Genomic DNA, 22,176 nt, shown 5'->3' on the forward strand with positions numbered 1-22,176 from the left:
TTGCTCGTCGGCCTGATGATCGTAGCTGCAATGGTGCTGGTCTGGCTTCTTTGATGGGGGTAGACGTCAAAAATCAGACCCTTTTACAAGATTGGACATCCCGGCGCGCTCCGGGATGATCTTTTTAAGAGGAATTGGCTATGACCGATAAAGCGACACCAGAGAATGCCGCCGTGGAGCATGTCTATTTGAAAGACCGCATGCGCGGATATCGGGGATGGCTCAAGATCGTCGTTTATACGCTTTCCGGCATTGTCATGTTGTCCATGTTTGCCAGTAACCTGCTTCAAAGCTTCTAAAGGCGATCGGCCGGATTAGCCATTTTTGATTGAATTCTTATAGTCCAATGAGAGCCGGCAGCGCCTGTCTGGATACGCTCAAACATTTTCACGAGGCCATTATGACTGCCAAGCAAAGAAAACGGCCATGGAAACGTTGGTTAAGCCCGTCTCTCATTGCGCTTTGCGTTCTGGTCGGGCTGGCAAGCCAATCAGGCTTCTGGCCTGGTTTGGGCTGACATTAGGCTTTTGCATCCAGATAATGCGCAATGCCTTTGGCTGCACGGAAGCCTTGTGAGAAGCAGCCTGTGAGCAGATACCCTCCGGTTGGGGCTTCCCAATCCAACATCTCTCCGGCAATAAACAATCCTGGCGCTCTTTTCACCATCATCCTGTCATCCAACTCTTCAAGCAACACGCCGCCAGCAGTGCTTATTGCCTCAGCGATGGGGCGAGGGGCCGTTACCCTGAGGGACAGATTTTTGATGGCGTTTGAGAGCTGATCAACATCATTCATTACGGATTTGTCCGTCAGAGCCTTAAGCAGTGCGGCCTGCACGCCCTGAAGCTTGAGGCTGCGCCGCAGATGGTTCGAGAATGATTGTTTGCCGCGCGGACGACAAAGGCGCTCTTTGACTTGCGCAAGCGTCAGATTGGGGCGCAGGTCGATGTTCAAGGTGACGCTGCCGCCTTTCTCCAGAGCATCGCGTATAAGGGCAGAGAGTGCATAGACAGGCCCTCCTTCGATGCCGCAATGAGCAATGTCCGATTCTCTGGTTTCAGGAGTATTTCCGGCGGCATGCTGCGACAGCACGAAGTCGCCGCTGACGGATCTTTCCCCGAACGAAAGGCGCACCGATTTAACGGGGGTGCCAGCCCATTCCTTGCCGAAGCTTTCGGGAAGCTCGACATCAAAGCCGCAATTGGAAGGGCGATAGGGCGCACATGCGATGCCCTGAGCGATGAGGGGCGTCAAGAAGGCGCCATCTGTTCCAAGGCGTGGCCAGCTGGGGCCTCCAAGAGCCAGAAGGCAGGCATCCGCTTCAAAGCACTGTTCCCCCTGCTCGGTGTGGAACAGCAATGCACCGGCCTCGTTCCAGCCAATCCAGCGGTGCTTCGTTGCCAAGGTTGCGCCGCGGTCTTCAAGGCGTTTCATCAAGGCGCGAAGAAGGGGAGAGGCTTTCATGACTTTGGGAAAAATCCGCCCCGTCGAGCCGATGAAATGAGGCTGCCCCAACATCTCCATCCAGTCGAGAATGGCCTTGGTTCCAAATTCCTCTAGCATGGGCTGCATCCAGTCAGTCGCCTTGCCATAATGCTTGGCAAAGGCGTCGGGATTGGCAAGGCCTGACCGATGAGAGATGTTGAGACCGGTCTTGCCCGCCATCAGGATCTTGCGCGCCGGGCTCGGCATCGCATCAAACAGATGGATGGACAAATCAGGGCGCAGCGTCGAGAGCCTGTCTGCTGCCATCAGGCCAGAAGCCCCCGCACCAATGATCGCGACCGTCTTCTTTTTCTCTTGCATGTGCCCGTTTCCTCTTTTTTTGATCCATCAGACCTATAGCCGTCCAAGCACAATGGCTAGGGGCTTTTGTGGGTCATACAGAAAAAGGCCTCGAAACCCTGTTTCGAGGCCAGTTGGGACAGCAGTGTGAGTGGGCCGTCCGGGCTCAAGTTCGATTGGTCTCCCTGAACATGGTGCGTGTGTCTTTTCCTCCGCTGTGATTGACTGGGAACCATGCTCCAGACGCCTTGAGGGACCTGTGGCGTCTTTTACCTCCGGGAGTGAGAGGTCGCAGCGAGGCTGCGTAAATCTGTCAAATAACGTGCTCTATTGGCTTCCGCGAAGTCGGAAACCGGCCACTGGGCGCTGCGTTCTCGGCTCGGGGGCTCCAGCCACCCGTTGCCAGATCGTGGGATTGCCCACGGCCTGCCGCTTGTTCCAGCGATAGGGCACATCCTGCCATGGCAGGATTGTGGGATTCAGATTATCCAGCACAAACTCACCGCGGTCTGTTCTGACCACCAGCACAGCATGATAGGTGCCGTCATTCAAAAAGGCGGTTGTGAGCAATAGTGCATCAGATGGCCAGCCTTTTCTAAGCAATTCCTGTTGCTTGGTCAGCGCGTAATCCTCGCAGTCGCCTTCTGTTACATAGGCCGACCACTCATCAATTTGTCCGTCTGCACGGGCCTTGATGCTCTTGTTGATCGAGGCATTCACTTCAAGCAGCTGGTTCCAGCTTTCCTGAGACAACGCTACTGTGCCTTGCCCATAGCGATTGCACGCAGCGGGATTGTTTGCGCAGTAATAGACATGTCCGGCAGGAGGGCTCGTGCGTTCTGTCATACGCATTGTTCCGGCGGCAGCAAAGGCGTTGTTCGGTACGAGCACGGCGACCAAGCCGGCTGACGCTACGCCTGCCAACAGACTTCTTCTTGCAAAGCTTGTCAGTTGTGAATGCCGAAACAAGGTAACCCCCTAAGTGAACAACGCCTAACAAGCCTAGCGAGGGCTTTTAAAGAAGGCGTGAGAAATTATGGGGGATTTCAAATCAATTATAAACGAAAAATTAACCTTGATTCGACGGTTTTATACGATTCGTTTTTGTGAGCCGTGTCGAGTAAAGGGAAATGGCCGAAGGCCTGATTATGAAGCCCTTTTCAGGGTGTTGTTCTATTCTGTAAAGCCTTGGGAAACTATATTTCGTAGTAAACACAAATATTTGACCGAAATAAAGGCAATGAAAAATATGATGATAATTCAGTGCTTTTGTCGCCAGCCTTACCAAAATCAATCAAGGCTCGTAAAAATTGATAGGGATTTTTAGAAAGGCTGGAAACGACTCATAAACGGTCGTGGTGAAGGTGAGCCGTTGCGGAGCCGAGAATGAGTGATAATGTCTAAAAGTGCATGGCAGTGCGTCAATCGCCTTGCCAAGGAGTTTCATCTTTGTGCGCACGGCAGGGAAGCAGGTGCCGCAGAAGCCAGAGAATGGTCATTGCGGGCACGATTAGTAGGAAGCGTTCACTATTGGCTTCGAAATGCAGGCTGCTGAATTCACCATGGCTCCCCAGCAGCGACAGCGTCTCCCAGAAAAAGGTGACGGTGAAGAGCAATCCCAACAGTGCTTTCGTGGAAACCGTGAATCTCATTGTCTTATGCCTGCTTCTCGCGGCCCGATCTCCAAGGCGCCATCTGGGAGCCAGTCGGGCTATATAAGAAGACTATCACATCCTACTTTCGCTTCGTTTAAAGGCATGGATAAAATTCTAAAGATGCTGCGTCGCTTTTAAACCGACGGGAAGAGGCTTGAAGCTGCGCACTATCGGCGAGTTTTGAATCAGAGTCTCAAGTACTTGAATCACTATCTGAAGCTGCTTGAATCTTTTTGTGAAGGAGGGCGAATCCCTTTGTTAGAAACTATGCCTAAGCGTCTGAAGAGACTCACTCTATCAGGGATTTAAAGTGACACCTTCGCGGTTGAACTTCAGCTTCTAGAAGGCTTGTCATAAAAAAAGAGCGATGGTCGAAACCACCGCTCCTGATCGAACCGGGAAGGTCATAAAGGGCGGGCGAGATGCGTAGCTGACCACATCACACCAAGCCTTGAGGCGATCTATTCGCAAAGATCGACCTTCATGTCCCAGTTCTTGATTTTCATCGTGCCGTTCTGGGCGAGGTTCAGCTGCATCTTGAAGACACGATCCCACAACTGAGGCTCGTGGCCCACGCCGCGGCGGATACAGTCTTTCTCGGCCATGTCGAAATACTCGTTCATGATGTCCTTGTAATCCGGATGGACGCAGTTGTTGATGATGCAATGCGCACGATCACGAGGAGCCAGACCACGCAAGTCAGCAAGACCCTGCTCGGTTACCACAACGTCGAGGTCATGCTCGGTGTGGTCGATATGCTGGGCGTGCGGAACAACGCAGCAGATACCGGTCGGGTCGGTTTTGGACGGACGAACCGAGGGCGTATGCATGATCTTCAGGAAGCCGGAGCGCAAGAAGTCACCCGACCCGCCGATGCCGTTCACAATGCGGGTACCGCTGATCAAGGTCGAGTTGGCATGGCCATACATGTCGATTTCGATCGGCGTGTTCATCGCAATTACACCGAGGCGGCGAGCCACTTCGGGGTTGTTGGAGATGGACAACGGACGCAGGATGATCTTGTCTTGATAGAATTCACGGCGCTCGATGAAACGCGGCATGCCATGATCCTGAGACAGCGACAGTGAGCAGGAGGAGGCATAGTCAAGACGTCCTGAGTCGAACAGATCAAGCATGCCGTCCTGTAGCACCTCTGTGTAAACGCTGAGGTTATAGAAAGGACCATCAGCCAGCCCGCCAACAACGGCGTTGGCGATGGAGCCGACACCAGACTGCAGTGGCAGCAGATTTTCTGGCAGACGATGATGCTTCACTTCGTTCTTGAAGAAGTCGAGCAGGTAGTTGGCAATTGCTACGGAGCCTTCGTCCGGATCGGCCAGAGCACGGCCCTTGTCGGTATGCTCGGATTCAACGATGGCAACGATCTTGCTCGGGTCACATGGGATGCACGGCATGCCGATGCGGCTGTTTGCCTTGGTGATACCGATGATTTCACGATGCGGAGGAGCATGCAGAACCATGATGTCATGCATACCTTCATAGGAAGGCATCGCGGTATTGACTTCGAGAATGATGTTGTCGCAGGTCTGGATGATTTCCGGGATCACGCCAACCGATGCGGAAGGAACAAGACATCCGTCTTCGGTAACCGCAGACACTTCGATGATGGCGAGGTCGAGTTTGCCGGATTTGGAATCTTTGGTGTAGAAGCCGTAGGCCAGATCCTGAGCAAAAAGCGACAAGTGTTTGTCGCCCATGCGGATGCGGCCTTCGTTGATGGCCTTGGCAATGTTCTTGCCGGTCTGGTAAGGCCAGCGACGGTCGATCATGTCGTTATCGGCCCAGCGCCCTTCTGTCTCAGCACCAACGGAAGCACCGATGAACAGGTTGAATTTCAGTTTGCCTTGAAGATTATTTTTCTCGACATGCTCGGCCAGTGCGATAGGCACAGCCTTTGGATACCCTGCAGGCGTAAAACCGGACCAACCCAAGTTCATGCCATCCTTGAACATGTCGATGGTGTCTTCCACCTTCATGACTTTGTTCATAAGGAATGGACAGCGGACTCGATCTTCCAGTGTTCCATACATACCCATTCTTGTTTTCTCCTGTGAGGATCTGTTTTTAATGTTTCGGGTCTGCCCAACGTTCCGAGCGGGAGGATTGTGGGCGCATTTCAGAAAAGCAACTCTCGATATGATGCAACCGGGAGGGCGAAGAGGTCAGTTCGGAGGTTGTCAGCCGCGCAGCTCTTTCTGTCTCGCGAGTGCGCGCGGCCAGACAGGTCGACGGGCAACGCAAAGCCGTGCTTACGAAGAAAGAATAGCGGGCCGGATCTTTTACCACTCCGGGGATGGTCGACATCTTCTTTGCCTGAGACAGGTTGTCATGCATTGTCTTGAGGGTATTCCCTGATTGAGAACCGCAAATATAATGGCTCTTTTCATCCTAAAGTGTAACACCAACAAAGGGTAGCGGGAATTCGGACCAAGGGTGAACTATCGACGAATATTTGTAAATTTTTGGACAAGAAAAATGAGGAAAAACACCGATTTGTTTTTCATTTTGTCTTGAGTCAATGATCTCTGGGGGAGCGGCTTCGCAATCAGCGAAAATGACCGGATTCTGCTCATGCCTATCCATTTTGAATAGGAGCGCCACCGCATGGTTTTCTGACAGAGGAGACCTGGAAACGAGCGCGCGATTCGGTTTTACGAGTGCGCGCGCTCTGCGCCTTGGGAGGCGGAATGAAGAAGCCGGCTAAGCTCGCCTGGTTTACTCTGGCTGACAGATCTCGCCGCCAAGAACGGCCTTCATCGTCCTGATCAGCAGGCCGATGATCACCAGGACCAGAAGAGCGAAGAGCCCATATCCGATCGTCTCGTGGATGCCCGACTGGATCTTCTCCGCATAGAGCAGAGTGGAAATAGTCAACGCCGCCAGCGGGAAGCTGTAAGCCCACCACGACATGGCAAAGGAGATGCGCGACAGCTTTGGCACTTGAAGCAGGATGATCAGGAAGAAAAACACGCCGGTGTAATAGAGAATCCGCGAGAAGGGATCGATCCCGCCTGTCATGGTGACAAAGGAAACGAATCCCACTGCAGGAGGGGCAATGAGGATCATCAGCGTCGGCAACAGGCGCTCTGGCAATGGATTGTGGAAAACCAGACGGTTGAAAACCAGCGTCAAAAGCACGACCCAGAAGAGGATGCCGATCGCAAAGAAGAACCAGGAAATCTCGGTATATCCCAGCCGACTGCCAGCAATCGGAACGAGGATATTGCCCACCACAGGTATGAACCAGGCAGGATTGAGATGCATCAATTCAAAGTTCCTGTGGCCGATCCAGGTGGAGAGAACGGCCAGCGTTCCAATTAAATGTAGCGCGCTGCCCACGGCCCAGAAACCGAAAGATAAAGCATGAGAAAAAGGGCCGAACGCGGTGCCCATCAGAATCAGCCCGATAGAAGCTGCAGGGAAGAAGCATAGTCGCACCGGATGATGCCATTCCCACGAAATGGCTGCAGGATACTTGATTGCCTTGAGCAGATAGATCCCGAGTAGTATGGCAAAGACGATGCCTGTAAAAGTCAATAAATACAGACTGTTGCTGTGTTCCATGCCAAAGCTTTTCTCAAGTCTCTCTGTCGCGAGGGTAAAGCCGGCCAGCCCCATCACCATAGCAAAGAAGGCATTTGGAAAATGCTCCAGCCGAGATTCCGCTGTTGCTACTGAGGGACCCGATGCGCCGCTAAGGGCCGCTGCGGCAGAGGAGGAGGCCGCCTCCTGAGGGTTGTTTGTCTGCGACATTCTGTCTCTCCATTTATCCGCATAAATTTAAACAAGTAAACTTGATACTTCTTATCACAAGTGTTACAACATAACCAACATTTGATTGTAGGGAAACAACAAACTTATATTTATTCGAAAGTATGAAGGTTTAAGAGGACGTTTCAGCATTCATCGCTTTCCGACGAGGAGAGTCGATGGCACTGCTGCCTGTATCGATCACCCCGGTCTCTAATCGATATGGGCAGCAGTGCATTTTTTATGTTCGATTGAATATGAATCTGTCATTGTTGGCTATGCGACCCAAGATGCTATACTAAGGTATAGAGTCCGTTGGGGGCGTCGGTATTTGCGATTCTAGATCGCAACGGCGGCTCTGGTTTATTTAGCCAAGGTTTGGAGGTTTCATGCGTCTTACTCAGCATTCCAACTATGCAATGCGCCTGCTTATGTACTGCGCTCTCAAGCCTGAGCAGACCGTACGTTTGGCTGAGATCGCCGAAGCCTATGACATCTCCGGTCATCATCTGAATAAAATCGCCCAGCGATTGGTTCATATCGGCGCCATTCATGCCATTCGGGGCCGGAATGGCGGCATTCGTCTGGCCAAAGACCCTAAGGACATCAATGTTGGTGAGATCATCCGGCAAACCGAAGAGAATATGCTCATTGTCGAGTGCTTCTCGGAGGAGAGCAATACCTGCCCGCTGATCTCCGAATGTAAATTCCGCACCTTGCTGCAGAATGCTCTGGAGGCTTTCTTGAAGGTTCTGGATTCGCAGACACTCGCAGACATGGTCGCTCAACCCGATTGTCTCAAGCCGCTTTTGGGTATGGCTGAGCAGATTGGCGGTCTTGGTCAGATGCACCGACCCGACTGCGCGTGATCACTCCTTATTCTTGATATCTCTCATGGTGCCAGTGATAGCGGCCAAAGGGTCCGCGCGGCCTCCTTGCTATGTGAATCGTTTGCCCGGGCCGCAGGAAGCGGGGCAGGGGACCGTGTATTTTACCGAAATTTACCGTTGAAGCCCACGAAGCGTCTGGGGTAGATGATATCCCCAGACAATTGAGATCATTCACAAACCTGCTTGTCATGTCTCATGATCATCGACTTTTTTGGTCGGCACAGGTGGGGGCGGCGGTTTTTATGGGCTCGCGTAAATATGCTAGTATACCATATTTACCCCGAGCGATGCTTTTGATACGTTTCGGTACAAATATGTAATGCTAATTGCGAAGATGACCTCTTGCGAAGGGGCGACTAAAGTCTGCACGAATTTTAACGCGCGCTGACTTAGGATCGAACTCATTTAGTCGACAGCCACAATCAGGTTTTTAAACTGGTATTGTGGCTCTTTATTATTATTTGCTGCGTTTAGGAGTGGACAGGGACAATCATGCGTATTCTGGTTCTTGGTGGTTATGGCCTGATCGGATCGGAAATATGCCGAGCCTTACTGCGTGCTGAGCATGAGGTCGTGAGCCTGTCTCGAACACCCAGAGAAGCAGCTCGGCTGTTGCCGCAAGTCGAGTGGCATACCGGTGACATGCGCCGCATGCTTGAATCCAGCGAATGGGTGCATCTGCTGGATGACGTCGACGCTGTGGTCAATGCTGCGAGTGCTTTGCAGGATGGCTTGATGGCCGACCTGGAAGCGGTGCATCATCTTTCCGTCAAGGCCTGTCTTGATGCATGCGAGGAGCGCGGCATTTTGCGCTTTGTGCAGATTTCGTCGACTGGCGCCGAACCCAACGCCCCCACAGCCTTTATGCGCACCAAGGCAATCGGTGACGATATCGTCATGGATTCCTCCATCGAATGGGTTGTGCTGCGTCCCGGGCTGGTTCTGGCGCCATCTGCTTATAGTGGCACGGCTCTTTTACGGCTTTTGGCCGGATTCCCTTATATACAGCCGCTTATGATGGCGGATCGTCGTATTCAAACCATTCATATTGATGAATTGACCGAAGCTGCGCTTATGGCTGTTGAAGGCCGGATTCCTGCACAAGCCGATATCGATCTGGTAGAAGCGGAGAGCCACTCTTTCGAGGAACTGGTGGCAAGCATGCGCAACTGGCTCGGTTTTTCGCCTGCTGTCAAAAGCTTTCGCTTCTCGGGCTGGACAGCCGATCTGATTACCAGCGTTGCCAATGGTCTCGGGCGTTTGGGCTGGCGGTCGCCCATGCGTACCACTGCGCTGCAGGTGCTCGAAGGACATGTCAATGGCGATCCGACCTTGTGGCATTCCATCTCCGGGCGCTATTGCCGCTCATATGAAGAAACTCTGGCCATGATGCCGAGCACGACTCAGGAGCGCTGGTTTTCGAAGCTGGCTTTGTTGCTGCCGGTACTGGTCGCCACCTTGTCTCTATTCTGGATACTGACCGGCGTCCTGACCCTGTTCGACATGCAACTGGCAGCCAAGAATCTGACAGGCTCTGGCGCAACGGTGCTTCAGGTGCAGTTTCTGCTTGCCAGTGCTGCCTTCATTGATATTGCGCTGGGGATTGCCATCCTTATCCGAAGGATGGCCTATCAGGTCTGTCTGGCCATGGTCGTCATGACCGTGATCTACCTGCTATCTGCCAGTGTTTTGGTGCCCGCTTTATGGATGGACCCCGCAGGAGCCCTGCTGAAGGCGATTCCGGCCTTGATGGTTGCCTTGGTTACCCGCGCATTGCTCGGCAGCCGCTAGCCGCAGCTTCTGCGCTATTTCTTCAGCTTGAGCCACCAGTCCGCAAGGCTCTCGCGCACGCGATCATGTTTGCCCTTTGTTGTCTTCGAAGCGAAAAGCGCATTGAGAATCGCTTCTTCTACGGCTTCAATCGTCGTGCTGAAGAGATGATCCAATTGATCTTCATGCAGCATTTCCATGGCGAGCACGGGCGTGTCCGGAGCATCGTGCGGCAGGCGACCTGCTGTCGAGAAACCGAGTACCACGTCTCCACTGCCTGAGCCAAACTGGGTGCCTGTGCGCGCAAGACCCGCTGTTGCGCGCTTGCAGATGCGCTTGAGTTGACGCGATGTCAGCGGTGCATCTGTTGCCAGTAGAATGATGATAGACCCAAGTTCCGCATTATTTCCGCTTTCCTGACAGGCCTGTATCTCCGCGCCAATTGGCCGACCATTGACCATCAGATCGGGCAGGCGGCCCATGTTGCATAAGGTCGTAGCGGCCAAAGTGAAGCTGCGAGCGCCAATCCCGATTACGCGTGAAGCAGAGCCAATGCCGCCCTTGAGCCCATAGCTGCTCATGCCGGTTCCCGCGCCAACAGCGCCTTGCGCTAGCTGCGGATCATGGCGCGCAAGAGCCTGCAAAACATGCTCTTCTGAAACATGCAGCCCGCGAATATCGTTCAGAAATGCCCCGTCGTTGCATTCCATGACGATTGGGTTGACGGTGCCCGTCGTCTCTCCAATGGCGGGGTGTCCGGCGAGCATATGCTTGACCAGTGCAGTCGAGGCCGTGCCAACCGACAAGGTGTTGGTCAGAACAATAGGCGTTTCCAACTGACCCAGCTCCTCCAACTGCATCAGCCCGATGCTTTTGCCAAAGCCATTGATCACATGGCAAGCCGCAATGCATTTAGTCTGGAAAACCGAATCTGGCGCGGGGTGCACAACGGTGACGCCCGTTTGCGTCGAACCATCCGACAAGGTGACGTGACCGAAGGAAAGGCCTTCTATGTCGGCCATACTGTTGGTCGGGCCAGTCGGCCGTTCGCCAATCTGAATGTCAAAGTCGCGCGCATATGCCATGATTCAAAGTCTCGTTGCCTCATAGGAAAAGTTGGCGAACCCTAGACAAATGTGCAGCATTTCTCAAGATATTCTGCGGCTCTTCTGGAATGACTAACCCCTTGTGCTTCATAAGGACTGGGGCTAGGCTCTTTTGCAAATCGAAGTCGTTTTCTTTATGAGTGTCCACAACGATAAAAATCAAGAACCGAGGGTGCAATGTCTGTTTTGGTAGAGGTAACACGCGGTGTGCGGGTGGAAAGCTGGCATATGGGAGCCATTGCGGTGGTTGACGCGTCCGGCGACCTGGTTTCTTCCATTGGCGATATCGAAAGTCCGGTCTTCCCGCGCTCTGCAATCAAGGGATTGCAAGCTTTGCCCTTGATAGAATCCGGCGCTGCCGATCATTTTCATCTACCGTCCGAAGCGCTTTCCATCGCGTGCGCTTCCCACAATGGCGAAGAGGTGCATGTTGATACGGTCAAAGCCATGCTCAAGGCATGCGGTCTGGCTGAAGGCGCACTTGAATGCGGAGCACATAGCCCGCGTTATGAGGCTGATCAGGCCGTATTGCACATGCGCGGCGCATCCCCCACTGCGGCAAACAACAACTGCTCCGGCAAGCATGCCGGCTTCCTCTGCTTTGCGCAGGAGGCCGGATTTGATCATCATGGCTATGTGAAAGTGGACCATCCGGTTCAACGGGAGGTCCGGGCCGTGCTTGAGCAAACCACCGGCTTCTCTCTTGAAGGAGAGGCAGGGATGGACTTGTGCGGTATCGACGGCTGCTCAATCCCCACTTATGCCATTCCTCTCAAGAATCTTGCTCATGCCTTCGCTCGCTTTGGGACCGGCACAGATTTTGCGCCAGAACGGGCGAAAGCAGCCCAAAGATTGAGGCAGGCGGTTGCCAAGGCGCCGTACATGGTTGCAGGGCACGATCGTTTCTGCACGTCCGTCATGGAGATATTTGGAGAGCGAGCCTTTGTCAAAACCGGAGCCGAAGGCGTCTTTTGTGCCAGTTTCCCAGACCAGGGTCTAGGGGTGGCGATCAAATGCTGGGATGGCGCAACCCGGGCTGCTGAAATCATGATGGCGGCTGCGATTGATGCCTTTGTACCCATGAGTGAAGGAGAGGCCGTCGCCATGGACGATTGGCGCGAGCATAAGCTGGTCAACTGGAACGGTATTCATGTGGGCACAGTGAAGCTGGTCGACGGCGCGCTGTCTCATCTGATGCAAAAGCTCAAGGCTTAGCCCATCAAAGTTATGGACCGGTCTGAATGACTTGTGCCGACACCTAAAGCCAGACGATTTCCCGACTGCCATCGGCCGCACGCTTGCGCGACTTGCCAGATAGGGGCGGGCCCGACAGTGGGCGTTGGGTTTCATAGAAATCATCTTTCAGAAGATTGCTAACTGGAATCTTCATGAGCTTATGCAACGCCCGATCCAGATCTTGTGCGTAAAAGGGCTTCTTCAGAAAACCTGATATATTGACGTCGCGATACTGGTCTTTCAGGCTTTCCTTGTCCTTGGCGCTCATCAGCACAATACGACAAAGGGGCTGACGGTCCGTGATATGTTTGACCATTCCTGCACCGAGCCAATCCTTGGTTGCAGGGTCGACAAGCATGATCTGGTAAGGAATGGCTTTGCAAAGCGAAGCGGCCAGCGGACCACTCTCTGCTTCAGAGGTCATCAGATCGAACCGGCTGTCGGATAGAAGCTTGAAGATGATATGGCGAGCTGCGGGTTGCGAGTCGACAACGAGAGCAGACAATCGCGTCTTCTGCGCATCGCGCCGTTTCAGCAAGCGCTCTACATCCGCCTTTTTAAGCGGCGTCTGGATGCAGTCATAAAGGTTGGTTCTAGTTGCCTGAGCGAGTGTTTCTCGATTGAAATAGTCCGCCATCAAGATGGTTATCACCCCTTGAACAAGGGGGCCCAGTAGCTCAAGTATATCCAGACCGGAATTGTCAGCAAATTGCTCGCTAATGAGTAGCATATCAACGGGCTGTTCCGCCAGAATGCTGCGCAATAGATCGGCGGATGATGCTTCCAAAACGGCAACATCTTGATCCTGTTCGGAAATTTTGTGAACTAAGCCTTGGCGCTCATTGGCGTTTGCATCTGCAACGACAATGGCTCCCTTGCCTCTCCGCATTGAACCTCGTCCCCATTTCAAGTTCAATTTCTTCTACCTTACAGAAAAGTCGTTAAAACAAATGTTACAATCAGAAATATAAAGGGCAAACCCGCACTTTCTGTCTCTTGGCATTCTGCACATGTATGTTGCGCGTAGCTTGTGCGATCGGAGGAACCACCAACGCAAAGCTGCAAATTGTATGAGGCTCAAAGAAAAAACCGCGCACCTGGGGCACGCGGTTTTTTGAGATTTTTAGAGGTAAAAAGCTGGATTGGGGCCAAGCGCATAAAGCTAGGGCGATCAATCCTTCTTGAGGCTCGTCAACAGTTGGCTCATCACATCCTCAACCGCCACCGAGGCTGGCAGGGTGCCGCTTTCTACGCATTTTTCCACCTGTTCGAGCAGTTTGGTGACGCTTTCATTCTCACGCAACAGGGATTTCATCCGGTCTTCCAGCATGGACCACATCCAGCGAACCTGCTGCCCACTGCGTTTATCTTGCAGTTCGCCGCTTTCGGTGAGCTTTTCCTGATGCTCGACAACCTTGTTCCACATCTTATCGAGACTCTCGTTGGCAAGGCCCGAGACGGTCATAACTGGTGGCGTCCAATTCTGGCTTACCGGTGTCATGATGTGCAAGGCTGCGCGATATTGTGCCGCAGCCTTACGGGCGCGCGCCCAACCGTCGCCATCGGCCTTGTTCACAGCGATCATATCGGCGATTTCAAGAACACCTTTCTTGATGCCCTGCAGTTCATCGCCCGCACCGGGCAACATCAGCACGAGGAAGAAGTCGACCATGTCGGCAACTGTGGTCTCCGACTGGCCGATACCAACTGTTTCCACCAGAATGACATCATACCCGGCAGCCTCGCAAAGGAACATGGTCTCGCGTGTACGGGCAGCCACGCCACCCAGCGTACCGGCAGAAGGAGAAGGGCGGATAAAGGCATTCGGGTCGTTGCAGAGCTGTTCCATGCGTGTCTTGTCGCCCAGAATGGAACCCCCCGTGCGGGTGGATGAGGGGTCAACAGCGAGCACTGCGACCTTCTTGCCTGCTTCGGTCAAGTTTTTGCCCAATTGGTCAATCGTCGTGGATTTGCCAACGCCCGGAACGCCCGTGATACCAACGCGATGAGCCTTGCCGGAATAGGGAAGCAACTGGGTCAGCAGATCGCGTGCAATGGCCCTGTGCTCAGGCTTGCGGCTTTCTACGAGCGTTATGGCTCTGGCAAGGGATGCTCTGTTCCCCTCCAGGATTTGTTTGGCCAGAAGATCAGCATTCAAATGAGCAGGTACCATAACGTCTTTCCTTCGCCCGTTGGGGTGGGCGCTCTCTTGTCTCAGTGTCAATGGTTCGTACGATCAGATTTTCAGGGCCTTTTTGCCATGTGAGTCGCGTGGCGGCAAGGCCGGAACAATGCCTAGCGCATCAAAAGCGCCTTGTCTGCTTGTCAAAATGGGCTGTTGATTTCCGCTTGGCGTCATTCGTTCGGGAAGGGATCGTTCGGTTGGGTAGGCCTTGAGCCGTGGTTTGAAGGCCTAATAGTTTACATCGATCGCGATTTGATCGCGGCTTGGGTCTGGCATGGCGATCGGTTTGGCTGGATTGCAAGCGCTATCTTCGCGCAAGACGACGTGATCATCCTGAACCGTAACCGCATAGGGCTCAAACAGCAGCGTGCCGGATTTTTCCCCGTCGCCCGCAACCGAAAGTTCAGCGCGGAAGCGCATCATGTTGCTGGCCAGACCATAGCTTGGTAGATCGGGCAGCAGCTTGACGACGCCTTCGGTCACGATCTGTTGGTTGCTCTTGCTTGTCAGCGTCAGGTGGAAGCCATCGCACCAGTTGCCCGGAACCTCGCCCTCGATCAGCATGTCGCCGCCCAACTCTGCCCCTGACCGAAGCCCTTCTACATTAACGCTGGCAGCAGAAAAGCCCTTGGCATTATGTCGGCTCACCCTGAGGGCTTCCCCTCCGAAATGAGGCGCAAAGCGCTCAGACAGTGTCGCACTGAAGATAGAGGCCGGAACATAGACATCATACTGACCGTCCGCTTCCGCTCCCAAAATGCCGGGATTGAAATGGAAGGAAAGGCCTGCGATTTTGCTTGTTTCGCGCGAGGGAACAAGCGTGAAATTCTGTAACAGCGACAGGCTGGGCTTGAGGTCCTTGAGCCATGAATCCTGATCGGGTCGCACCAGTGTGCCGAGACGGATGGATTTCTGCCGCACGATATCGGTCTGGATATAGGCATCGATCAACTCGATTGTGCTAGCCAGCTCCTTGTCATCCTTGGCCTGAAACAAATCCTGCAGCCCGAATGGGGCATTGTTCACATTATCATAGTTGAAGCTCAGGATCTGGCCGATCTGCTTCTGCCCATCGAGGCTCTTGACCTCTTCAAGATAGAGAGAGCTGAAATCCGCCGAGTAAAATCGGTCCTCCACCCGTCCCGTAATCACCAGCGCAGGGCGTTCCTCAAGCGGCACATTGCTATTGAGCGAGTCTTCTTCCTGTTCGCGCGCCGGATCTCCTGCAGCGGATTGCTGCTGTCTCTGTGTTTGCCATTGCTCAAGAGCGCGCTCTTCGAGAATATTGCGCAGATAACGGCTCAGCCTAGTGTGATCCACCAGCGCATTGGGCATGAGATAGGTTATGGACGCGTCTTGCGAATAAAGCAGAAATGGCCGCTGCTGAGTGAAAAGAGCCGAAAAACTCTTGCGCAGTGCAGGGCCAGCACTCGCCGCTTCTTCCAGATCGGAAGCATTCTTATCCGCAGCAGACAAAGGCGCAGCTTCCTGATTTTCGGTCTCTTGGGGCGCGTCAGAGGTTTCAGCAAGCATGCCATCGCCAGTCGCGGGCGTAACATCCAAAATGGGGGCACCAATCTTCGGCTCGCCGGTTTGGGCCGGGATATCCAACTCGTCCTGATTGAGCGAGGAGGGCACATTGGGCAGAAGTGGACTGGTCATGGAGGGAGGCATGGTTGACTGCCCCGAAGGGGCTGCCGGTGTCGGCTTTGCCTCGTCATTCCCGGTACCGGTCGTAGCGCCTGCGGCCAAGAGTGAGAAGGGGGCAGAAGGTCTACCGGCCTTCATGACAAAGGGAGCTGTGCGAATATCAGACTGAAGGAGCCAAGGCGATTTGTTTCCTGCGACTAGGGGCTGGCTCGCTCCGTGCACATCGATCCTTTTATAGAGAACAGGCACAGAGCCATTCGCGCTGCTCTTTTCAAGTAACGGCTGGGCAAGGGCTGAAGAGCTGGCAAGACCAGCGGCCACAAGACCGAGCAGCCCCGCAACCGCTGCGCGCGCTTTGCCACCTCTGTCTGTAAGCCTAAAGCTATGTTCGCCAGTCTGCGCTGTCATCTCAATCACTCTTTTCGCAAAAGACTTTTTGCGGAAGATTCGGTTTAGATAAGTTTCCGGTCTTTTTTGAGGCCGATGCCCCGAATTGCACACTGCGCAATAGCCGTCAGACCATCACGCAAAAACGGGCACTAAGTCAATGATTTAAAAGACTAGGGCGTCCAGAGAATGCGCTGCAGTGTTGCCCCTTGCAAATCAGATGACGACGGCAGGCGATCAAACGGGCCCTTATATTCTGAAATGGCAAAGACGAGTGAAACCTTCTCTGTGTTGGCAGCCTTGCAAATGGCCATGCCGCGCCAGAGATTTTTGCCCACTCGACAGGCTCTGCGCGGCAGATGCGCCTGTGCGAAGGTCATGCCGAGACGTTCGCCATTGGGGCCGGCAACCGCATCGCCAACGCCATGGACAACGCCGATCTTGCCACCGGTGCCTTTGAAAATCTGAACCATTTGCATGCCATCGCGAAAGGCCGCATAGGTCCACTGGGTGTCGTTTTCACCAGCGGTCTGGATTGTCTCTATGTCAAAGCCGGGCAGGGCCGCGCCAATAGACTTGGGGCCGTATCCGGTTTCCGGCGTTAGGCCACTAATGCCTGCATCGGTGACAGTCAGAACGGCCCGCGGCGGTGGAGCGCCAGCTGAATCCGTCATGGGTCCCATCGGGACGCTGCAACCAGCCAAGGTGAGCAAGAGGGCAAAACCGGGAAGGGAACGCAAAACTGATTTAAGCAATAGTGTGTGCATCAATGATACCGATTTGAAACAGAGGTGCAGGCGCAAATGCAACCTGTCGCATGGTCGAAACACCAGCCGCTGAATGCATAACAGATTCGGAAGAGAAGGACAGTCGGAACAGCCGAACAAGCCTGTATCCTTCCAATCTGATCCAGGGGTGGAGATCCTAGAAAATCCGGTAAAAGTGTATATGTGTGACCAAATTATTCAAGCTCTGAATACATATACCTTTTTCGGCCAAAAGCCGCAGTGCAATGCGAATCTTCACAAGGGGCTTATGTCTTCTTTCATGTGATTTGACAACAACTAAGTCTGGATCTGGGCGTTAGTTTGGCAAATGCCTGAGAGAGGGAAAGAAAAGATCAAAAAGAGGCTGAACCCTTCAGGACCCAGCCTCACATCTTTTGGAAGCTTGCTCTTGGCTTATTCAGCCAGAGCAGCCAGAACGCGAACCCAAGAGCGGATGCCCTTGTGGTAGCTTTCCAGATTGTATTTCTCGTTTGGTGAATGGATATTGTCGGTTTCCAGAGCGTAGCCGATGAGCATGGAATCCATACCCAGAATATCCTTGAATTCGCTAACAATCGGAATGGAACCGCCCATACCCATCATGATGGTGTCCTTGCCCCATTCGTCCTTGAGTGCGGCAGCTCCTTTTTGCAGCGGCGGGAAGTCGGCAGAAAGGCTGTGGCCAGGGGCCGAGCCATGTTCGATATAGTCAACCGAGCAATCCGCAGGCAGTCGCTCCTCGACGAAAGCGCGCAGATTTTCGCGGATTTTGTCAGGGTCCTGTTTGCCCACGAGACGACAGGAAATCTTGGCCGACGCCTGAGACGCGATCACGGTCTTGAAGCCCGAGCCGGTGTAGCCACCGGTGATGCCGTTGAATTCGCAGGTCGGACGTGCGTTGAGTTGCTCGTAAACACTGTAGCCCGTTTCCCCGGCCGGAATAGAAAGGCCAACATCCCTGAGGAATTCTGCGTCGTCGAAAGGCAGCGCATCCCACTGGGCTTTGACATCCGGGGCGAGTTCTTCCACGCCATCATAGAAGCCGGGAATCTGAACTCTGCCATTGTCATCATGCAGATCGGCAAGAATGCGGGACAGAATCTTGATCGGGTTTGCCGCCGGGCCACCATAGGCGCCCGAATGCAGATCACGATTGGCTGCTGTGATGATGATTTCTTCGCCCATCAGACCGCGCAACATCGTTGTAATCGCAGGCGTTTCAGGATCAAACATGGTGGTGTCGCAGACCAGCGCCAGATCCTTGGAGAGTTCGTCTTTATGCGCATTGAGGAAAGGCAACAGACTTGGCGAGCCGCTTTCTTCTTCCCCTTCAAACAGAATAGAAACCGCAATTGGCAAAGAGCCATGAACTTCCTTATAAGCGCGACAGGCTTCCACGAAGGTCAGCATCTGGCCCTTGTCGTCAGAAGACCCTCGGCCGAAGATCATCTTGACCCCGTCTTTTTCAAAGACCTTGGCATTAAAGGGATCATCATCCCACAATTCCAGCGGATCAACGGGCTGGACATCATAATGGGCATAGAACAGAACATGAGGGCCGGGTTTGTCGGCAGTGTCGCTGTCATGGCCAACGACCATCGGGTGTCCGGGAGTTTCGTGAACGCGCGTGTCGATTCCGATGCCATTCAATTCGTTGGCAATCCATTCGGCAGCCTTCTGGCATTCTTCCTTATAGTCAGGATCAGTAGAAATGGATTTAAAACCGACCAGAGTGACCAGGCGTTTGAGAGAATCATCGAAATTGGCGTCGACCTGCGCCAAAACGGAATCAAGATTTGTCATGAAATTACCTTATCGGAACGGAATAAACACGCGCTCGCACGCGATGCTGATGGTCAAGACGCTATCAGCTTCCTGATGGAGACGCCAGCCTTGCGCTCGTAACTTTCACACATGTTCCCGGAACGATCCGAAGGAGTGCAAACGCCATCATCGGACTAGAGGAATACCACTTCTTCTTCTGCTGACTGTCCTGACCGTCCCGGTGCTGTGAGGGCTGGAATGTCGACATCAAAACCGTCCGAACGAAATGAATCAGGGTGGTCCGCACGGGGCTCCGGGCTGCCTTCATCGTGGGACTGCTTCTCGCTATTCGCTATATTTTCTGCAAACCCAGAGACGAGATCTGCTGTAGAGCCATTTTCTCTAATGGAAACAGAATTGGAGGCATCCCGGGAACTATGGTCCTTCATGGCGGCTTGTGTCGCGGTCAAGTCAGCCGCTGTCACTGACTTTGCCGAAGGACCTTTGATATGAGTAGGCGCTTCATCAAGATCGCTTAAGGCCGTGCTTTTGGACACACCGCTTTTCGTTGCAAACTGCTTACTCAGAGCCTCGGCACTAGCCGCATCTTTCGGTGGTTGGGCTTCGCTCTGGAGAGTGGGGACGGGCGTTTTTTCCCTGGGCTTTGTCCAGCCGAGTTCTTCATCTGTTTGCGGAATATAGCGGGCGGCCAGTTCAAGATGTTTTCGAACAGTGTCAATCGACGTCGGGAGAATTACGAGGGATGCGATACCCAGCTTGCGTGCATTGAGTACATCCTGAGCTGTCGCTTTCTTGGAGCACAGAATGAGACACACACCGCGTCCTCCGGCAAATTCAACCTGTCTTGCGGGAATGAGCATCTTGGCCAGATGCTGAGGGCCATAGCTCTCATCAACAAAGACGATATCTGCCTGCCCTGCGGCAACAATAGACGTCGCCTGCTCAATGTCTGACATGGAGAGCGGATGCTCTATGCCACAATTTTTGAGCAGATCGGCCCACAATTGACGATCATGTCGCCTAGGGGCGAGAATCATGACTGACAGGCTTTTCACTGGTATCAAGCGACGCGACACTTTTGCCTCACCAAATTATTGTTGTTGTTTAGGCATCAGACCCCCAGTTGTCTGAGCCTATTGTTATTTTTGACCCCTGTTTTGTACAAGAATGCAAAAATAGGCCACTCCTATTGGTAATGGCCTATGATTGCTAACAATTCCTTGTAATCGGTAAAATTTCAAGTTTTTGTATAAGTGTCAGTTAACAGGAACTTGCGCCAATAGAATAGCCACTCAACGTCCGCTTTTAAGGCTGCCTAAAATGCCTCTTACGATAGCTCTGCCTAAAGAAGAGGCAACCGAACGGACGACAGATTTGACTGCTGCCTCAGCAACAGTCTGGCGGCCAGAGCTGCGTCTGCTGGTGGATCTAGAGGGGGCGCTTTGTGGCCGATCACCCCTGTTGAAGTCGGGCAGAGTGAAGCCTGTACGGCTTTTCTTGGCCTTGGTTGTTTCTTCTTGTTGCCGCTGTTCCTCTTCGCGCTGGATTTTATTCTGCGCTCTCGTTTGTAGCACTTCATAGGCGCTTTCCCGGTCTACAACCCGGTCATAGACGCCCAGAATGGGGCTATTGGTTATGATCTCTTTGCGCTCTCCCTCTGAAAGGGGGCCGATACGTGAACTTGGTGGTCGGATCAGGGTGCGCTGAACCATTGAGGGCACACCCTTTTTCATCAAGGTGGAAACTAGTGCTTCGCCGACGCCCAACTCGGTGATGACTTGCCGGGTATCAAGTGCCGGATTGGGGCGGAAGGTGTCGGCTGCTACCCGAACGGCCTTTTGGTCGCGAGGGGTGTAGGCCCTTAGTGCATGCTGTATACGGTTGCCAAGCTGGGACAATACGTCATCGGGCACATCAAGCGGGTTTTGCGTAACGAAATAAACGCCGACCCCCTTGGAGCGGATAAGCTTGACCACCTGTTCCACCTTGTCCACGAGCACTTTCGGGGCATCTTCAAACAGGAGGTGGGCTTCATCAAAGAAGAAGACAAGGCGCGGCCTGTCCCTGTCTCCAATTTCTGGCAGTTCCTCGAACAGTTCCGAGAGAAGCCACAATAGGAAGGTCGCATAAAGGCGAGGGGACTGCATTAGCTTGTCTGCGGCAAGAATGGACACAACGCCGCGACCATCTCGCGTGGTGCGCATCAGATCAAGGATATCAAGCGCAGTCTCGCCGAAGAAATGCTCCGCACCCTGTTGCTCCAGAACCAGCAAGTCGCGCTGAATAGCGCCGATTGAGGCTGTGGAGATATTGCCATATACGGCGGAAAGCTCTTTGCGCCGCTCTTCCATATTGACCAGAAGCGCACGCAGATCTTTCAGATCCAGTAGCAACAAGCCTTCGTCATCGGCCAGTTTGAAGGCAATGTTGAGAATGCCCTCTTGCGTATCATTCAACCCGAGCAGGCGTGCAAGCAGCAAAGGCCCCATGTCGGTGATGGTTGTGCGTACAGGGTGTCCTTGCTCACCAAACAGATCCCAGAAGATTGTCGGAACAGATGCGAAGTCATAGTCTTTACCAAGGCCGATTGTCTCTGCACGCTTGGCAAGAAAATCTTTCGCTTCCCCCTTGGCTGCCAGCCCAGACAGGTCGCCCTTGACGTCAGCACAAAAGACAGGAACACCGGCATTGGAAAAGCCTTCTGCGAGAATTTGCAGCGACACGGTCTTTCCCGTGCCTGTTGCACCCGTGATCAGCCCATGCCGGTTGGCCAAAGAAAGGGGCAGATACTCACCCTGACTGGTCTGTGTGCCGTCTTCTGCGGAAAGAAAAGAGGTGCCGAGATAAACGGCCTCATCATGCAACATGGTCATGGCGATTCCTGCTCTGAGTCTTTGGCTTGCCAGTCATGCTAGAAGACCGACCCGCCCAGTAGAATGAAATACAAACGCTAAGAAGTTCCAGATCCTGACAGTAATGTCCCGGTTCAAAGCTGCAAATGCGCATGCAATGTCAGGAGTGTAATATACCGAATCTTTTACGTTGGTTGATCTGTCTGCGCAATATGATTGAAGGCAACCGGACCAGCTATCAGACAATAGAAGCCATATTTCCGGCGCCCGTGCAGTTCATTCTCAGTGATTGGCCCAAGGGTGGCTCAATCTGCTGTTTCTTTCATCGCCCATTGTA

Annotated in this window: 18 protein-coding genes; 4 read left to right on the forward strand and 14 right to left on the reverse strand. The window is 53.4% G+C overall.

Features of this window, described 5'->3' with window-relative positions; all coding sequences use genetic code 11:
• Window positions 1–140 precede the first annotated feature (140 nt).
• Complete coding sequence (locus BM258_RS24390; protein WP_175527864.1) at window positions 141–299, forward strand: hypothetical protein; 159 nt, start codon at window positions 141–143, stop codon at window positions 297–299.
• A gap of 220 nt (window positions 300–519) precedes the next feature.
• Here BM258_RS24390 and BM258_RS01340 read toward each other — a convergent pair whose 3' ends face one another.
• The 6 genes from BM258_RS01340 to BM258_RS01365 all read right to left on the reverse strand — a co-directional run bounded on the left by BM258_RS01340 (window position 520) and on the right by BM258_RS01365 (window position 7,214).
• Window positions 520–1,806 (reverse strand): TIGR03862 family flavoprotein, encoded by a 1,287-nt coding sequence (locus BM258_RS01340; RefSeq protein ID WP_090068067.1) that lies wholly within the window; start codon window positions 1,804–1,806, stop codon window positions 520–522.
• A gap of 306 nt (window positions 1,807–2,112) precedes the next feature.
• Window positions 2,113–2,709, reverse strand: a complete 597-nt coding sequence (locus BM258_RS01345; RefSeq protein ID WP_090068069.1) for a transglutaminase-like cysteine peptidase — start codon at window positions 2,707–2,709, stop codon at window positions 2,113–2,115.
• 497 nt (window positions 2,710–3,206) lie between these two features.
• A complete protein-coding gene (locus BM258_RS01350) occupies window positions 3,207–3,437 on the reverse strand; it encodes a hypothetical protein (protein WP_090068071.1) in 231 nt (76 codons plus the stop codon).
• A gap of 464 nt (window positions 3,438–3,901) precedes the next feature.
• On the reverse strand, window positions 3,902–5,497 hold the full coding sequence (locus BM258_RS01355; RefSeq protein WP_090068073.1) for an acetyl-CoA hydrolase/transferase C-terminal domain-containing protein: 1,596 nt from the start codon (window positions 5,495–5,497) through the stop codon (window positions 3,902–3,904).
• A 28-nt stretch (window positions 5,498–5,525) separates the two neighbouring features.
• Complete coding sequence (locus tag BM258_RS01360) at window positions 5,526–5,765, reverse strand: hypothetical protein (RefSeq protein ID WP_139229176.1); 240 nt, start codon at window positions 5,763–5,765, stop codon at window positions 5,526–5,528.
• A gap of 411 nt (window positions 5,766–6,176) precedes the next feature.
• Window positions 6,177–7,214, reverse strand: coding sequence for an SLAC1 anion channel family protein (locus tag BM258_RS01365; RefSeq protein WP_090068077.1), 1,038 nt, complete (start codon window positions 7,212–7,214; stop codon window positions 6,177–6,179).
• A gap of 386 nt (window positions 7,215–7,600) precedes the next feature.
• Between BM258_RS01365 and BM258_RS01370 the strand changes: the two genes are divergently transcribed.
• Window positions 7,601–8,080: an RrF2 family transcriptional regulator gene (locus tag BM258_RS01370; protein ID WP_090068079.1), complete on the forward strand. Its 480-nt coding sequence runs from the start codon at window positions 7,601–7,603 to the stop codon at window positions 8,078–8,080.
• 513 nt (window positions 8,081–8,593) lie between these two features.
• Complete coding sequence (locus tag BM258_RS01375; protein ID WP_090068081.1) at window positions 8,594–9,892, forward strand: SDR family oxidoreductase; 1,299 nt, start codon at window positions 8,594–8,596, stop codon at window positions 9,890–9,892.
• Between the two features lie 14 nt (window positions 9,893–9,906).
• Here BM258_RS01375 and BM258_RS01380 read toward each other — a convergent pair whose 3' ends face one another.
• The gene (locus BM258_RS01380) at window positions 9,907–10,956 is read right to left on the reverse strand and encodes a DmpA family aminopeptidase (RefSeq protein ID WP_090068083.1); all 1,050 of its coding nucleotides are present in this window, start codon (window positions 10,954–10,956) and stop codon (window positions 9,907–9,909) included.
• A 198-nt stretch (window positions 10,957–11,154) separates the two neighbouring features.
• Between BM258_RS01380 and BM258_RS01385 the strand changes: the two genes are divergently transcribed.
• Window positions 11,155–12,192: an asparaginase gene (locus BM258_RS01385; protein WP_090068085.1), complete on the forward strand. Its 1,038-nt coding sequence runs from the start codon at window positions 11,155–11,157 to the stop codon at window positions 12,190–12,192.
• 43 nt (window positions 12,193–12,235) lie between these two features.
• Here BM258_RS01385 and BM258_RS01390 read toward each other — a convergent pair whose 3' ends face one another.
• The 7 genes from BM258_RS01390 to BM258_RS01425 form a co-directional block, all read right to left on the reverse strand.
• Window positions 12,236–13,102, reverse strand: a complete 867-nt coding sequence (locus tag BM258_RS01390; RefSeq protein WP_090068087.1) for a response regulator — start codon at window positions 13,100–13,102, stop codon at window positions 12,236–12,238.
• A 282-nt stretch (window positions 13,103–13,384) separates the two neighbouring features.
• On the reverse strand, window positions 13,385–14,386 hold the full coding sequence (gene meaB, locus BM258_RS01395) for a methylmalonyl Co-A mutase-associated GTPase MeaB (protein WP_090068089.1): 1,002 nt from the start codon (window positions 14,384–14,386) through the stop codon (window positions 13,385–13,387).
• A 240-nt stretch (window positions 14,387–14,626) separates the two neighbouring features.
• Window positions 14,627–16,456 (reverse strand): DUF3298 domain-containing protein, encoded by a 1,830-nt coding sequence (locus tag BM258_RS01400; protein ID WP_090068091.1) that lies wholly within the window; start codon window positions 16,454–16,456, stop codon window positions 14,627–14,629.
• Window positions 16,457–16,608: 152 nt separating this feature from the next.
• Window positions 16,609–17,109: a DUF1131 family protein gene (locus BM258_RS01405; RefSeq protein WP_175527865.1), complete on the reverse strand. Its 501-nt coding sequence runs from the start codon at window positions 17,107–17,109 to the stop codon at window positions 16,609–16,611.
• A gap of 507 nt (window positions 17,110–17,616) precedes the next feature.
• The gene (locus BM258_RS01415) at window positions 17,617–19,005 is read right to left on the reverse strand and encodes a M20/M25/M40 family metallo-hydrolase (RefSeq protein ID WP_090068097.1); all 1,389 of its coding nucleotides are present in this window, start codon (window positions 19,003–19,005) and stop codon (window positions 17,617–17,619) included.
• Between the two features lie 155 nt (window positions 19,006–19,160).
• Window positions 19,161–19,943: a hypothetical protein gene (locus BM258_RS01420; RefSeq protein WP_139229177.1), complete on the reverse strand. Its 783-nt coding sequence runs from the start codon at window positions 19,941–19,943 to the stop codon at window positions 19,161–19,163.
• 336 nt (window positions 19,944–20,279) lie between these two features.
• Window positions 20,280–21,854, reverse strand: coding sequence for a helicase HerA-like domain-containing protein (locus BM258_RS01425; RefSeq protein ID WP_090068916.1), 1,575 nt, complete (start codon window positions 21,852–21,854; stop codon window positions 20,280–20,282).
• Window positions 21,855–22,176: the final 322 nt, after the last annotated feature.

Source organism: Cohaesibacter marisflavi, from assembly GCF_900115225.1.
In the GTDB taxonomy this organism is placed as follows: domain Bacteria; phylum Pseudomonadota; class Alphaproteobacteria; order Rhizobiales; family Cohaesibacteraceae; genus Cohaesibacter; species Cohaesibacter marisflavi.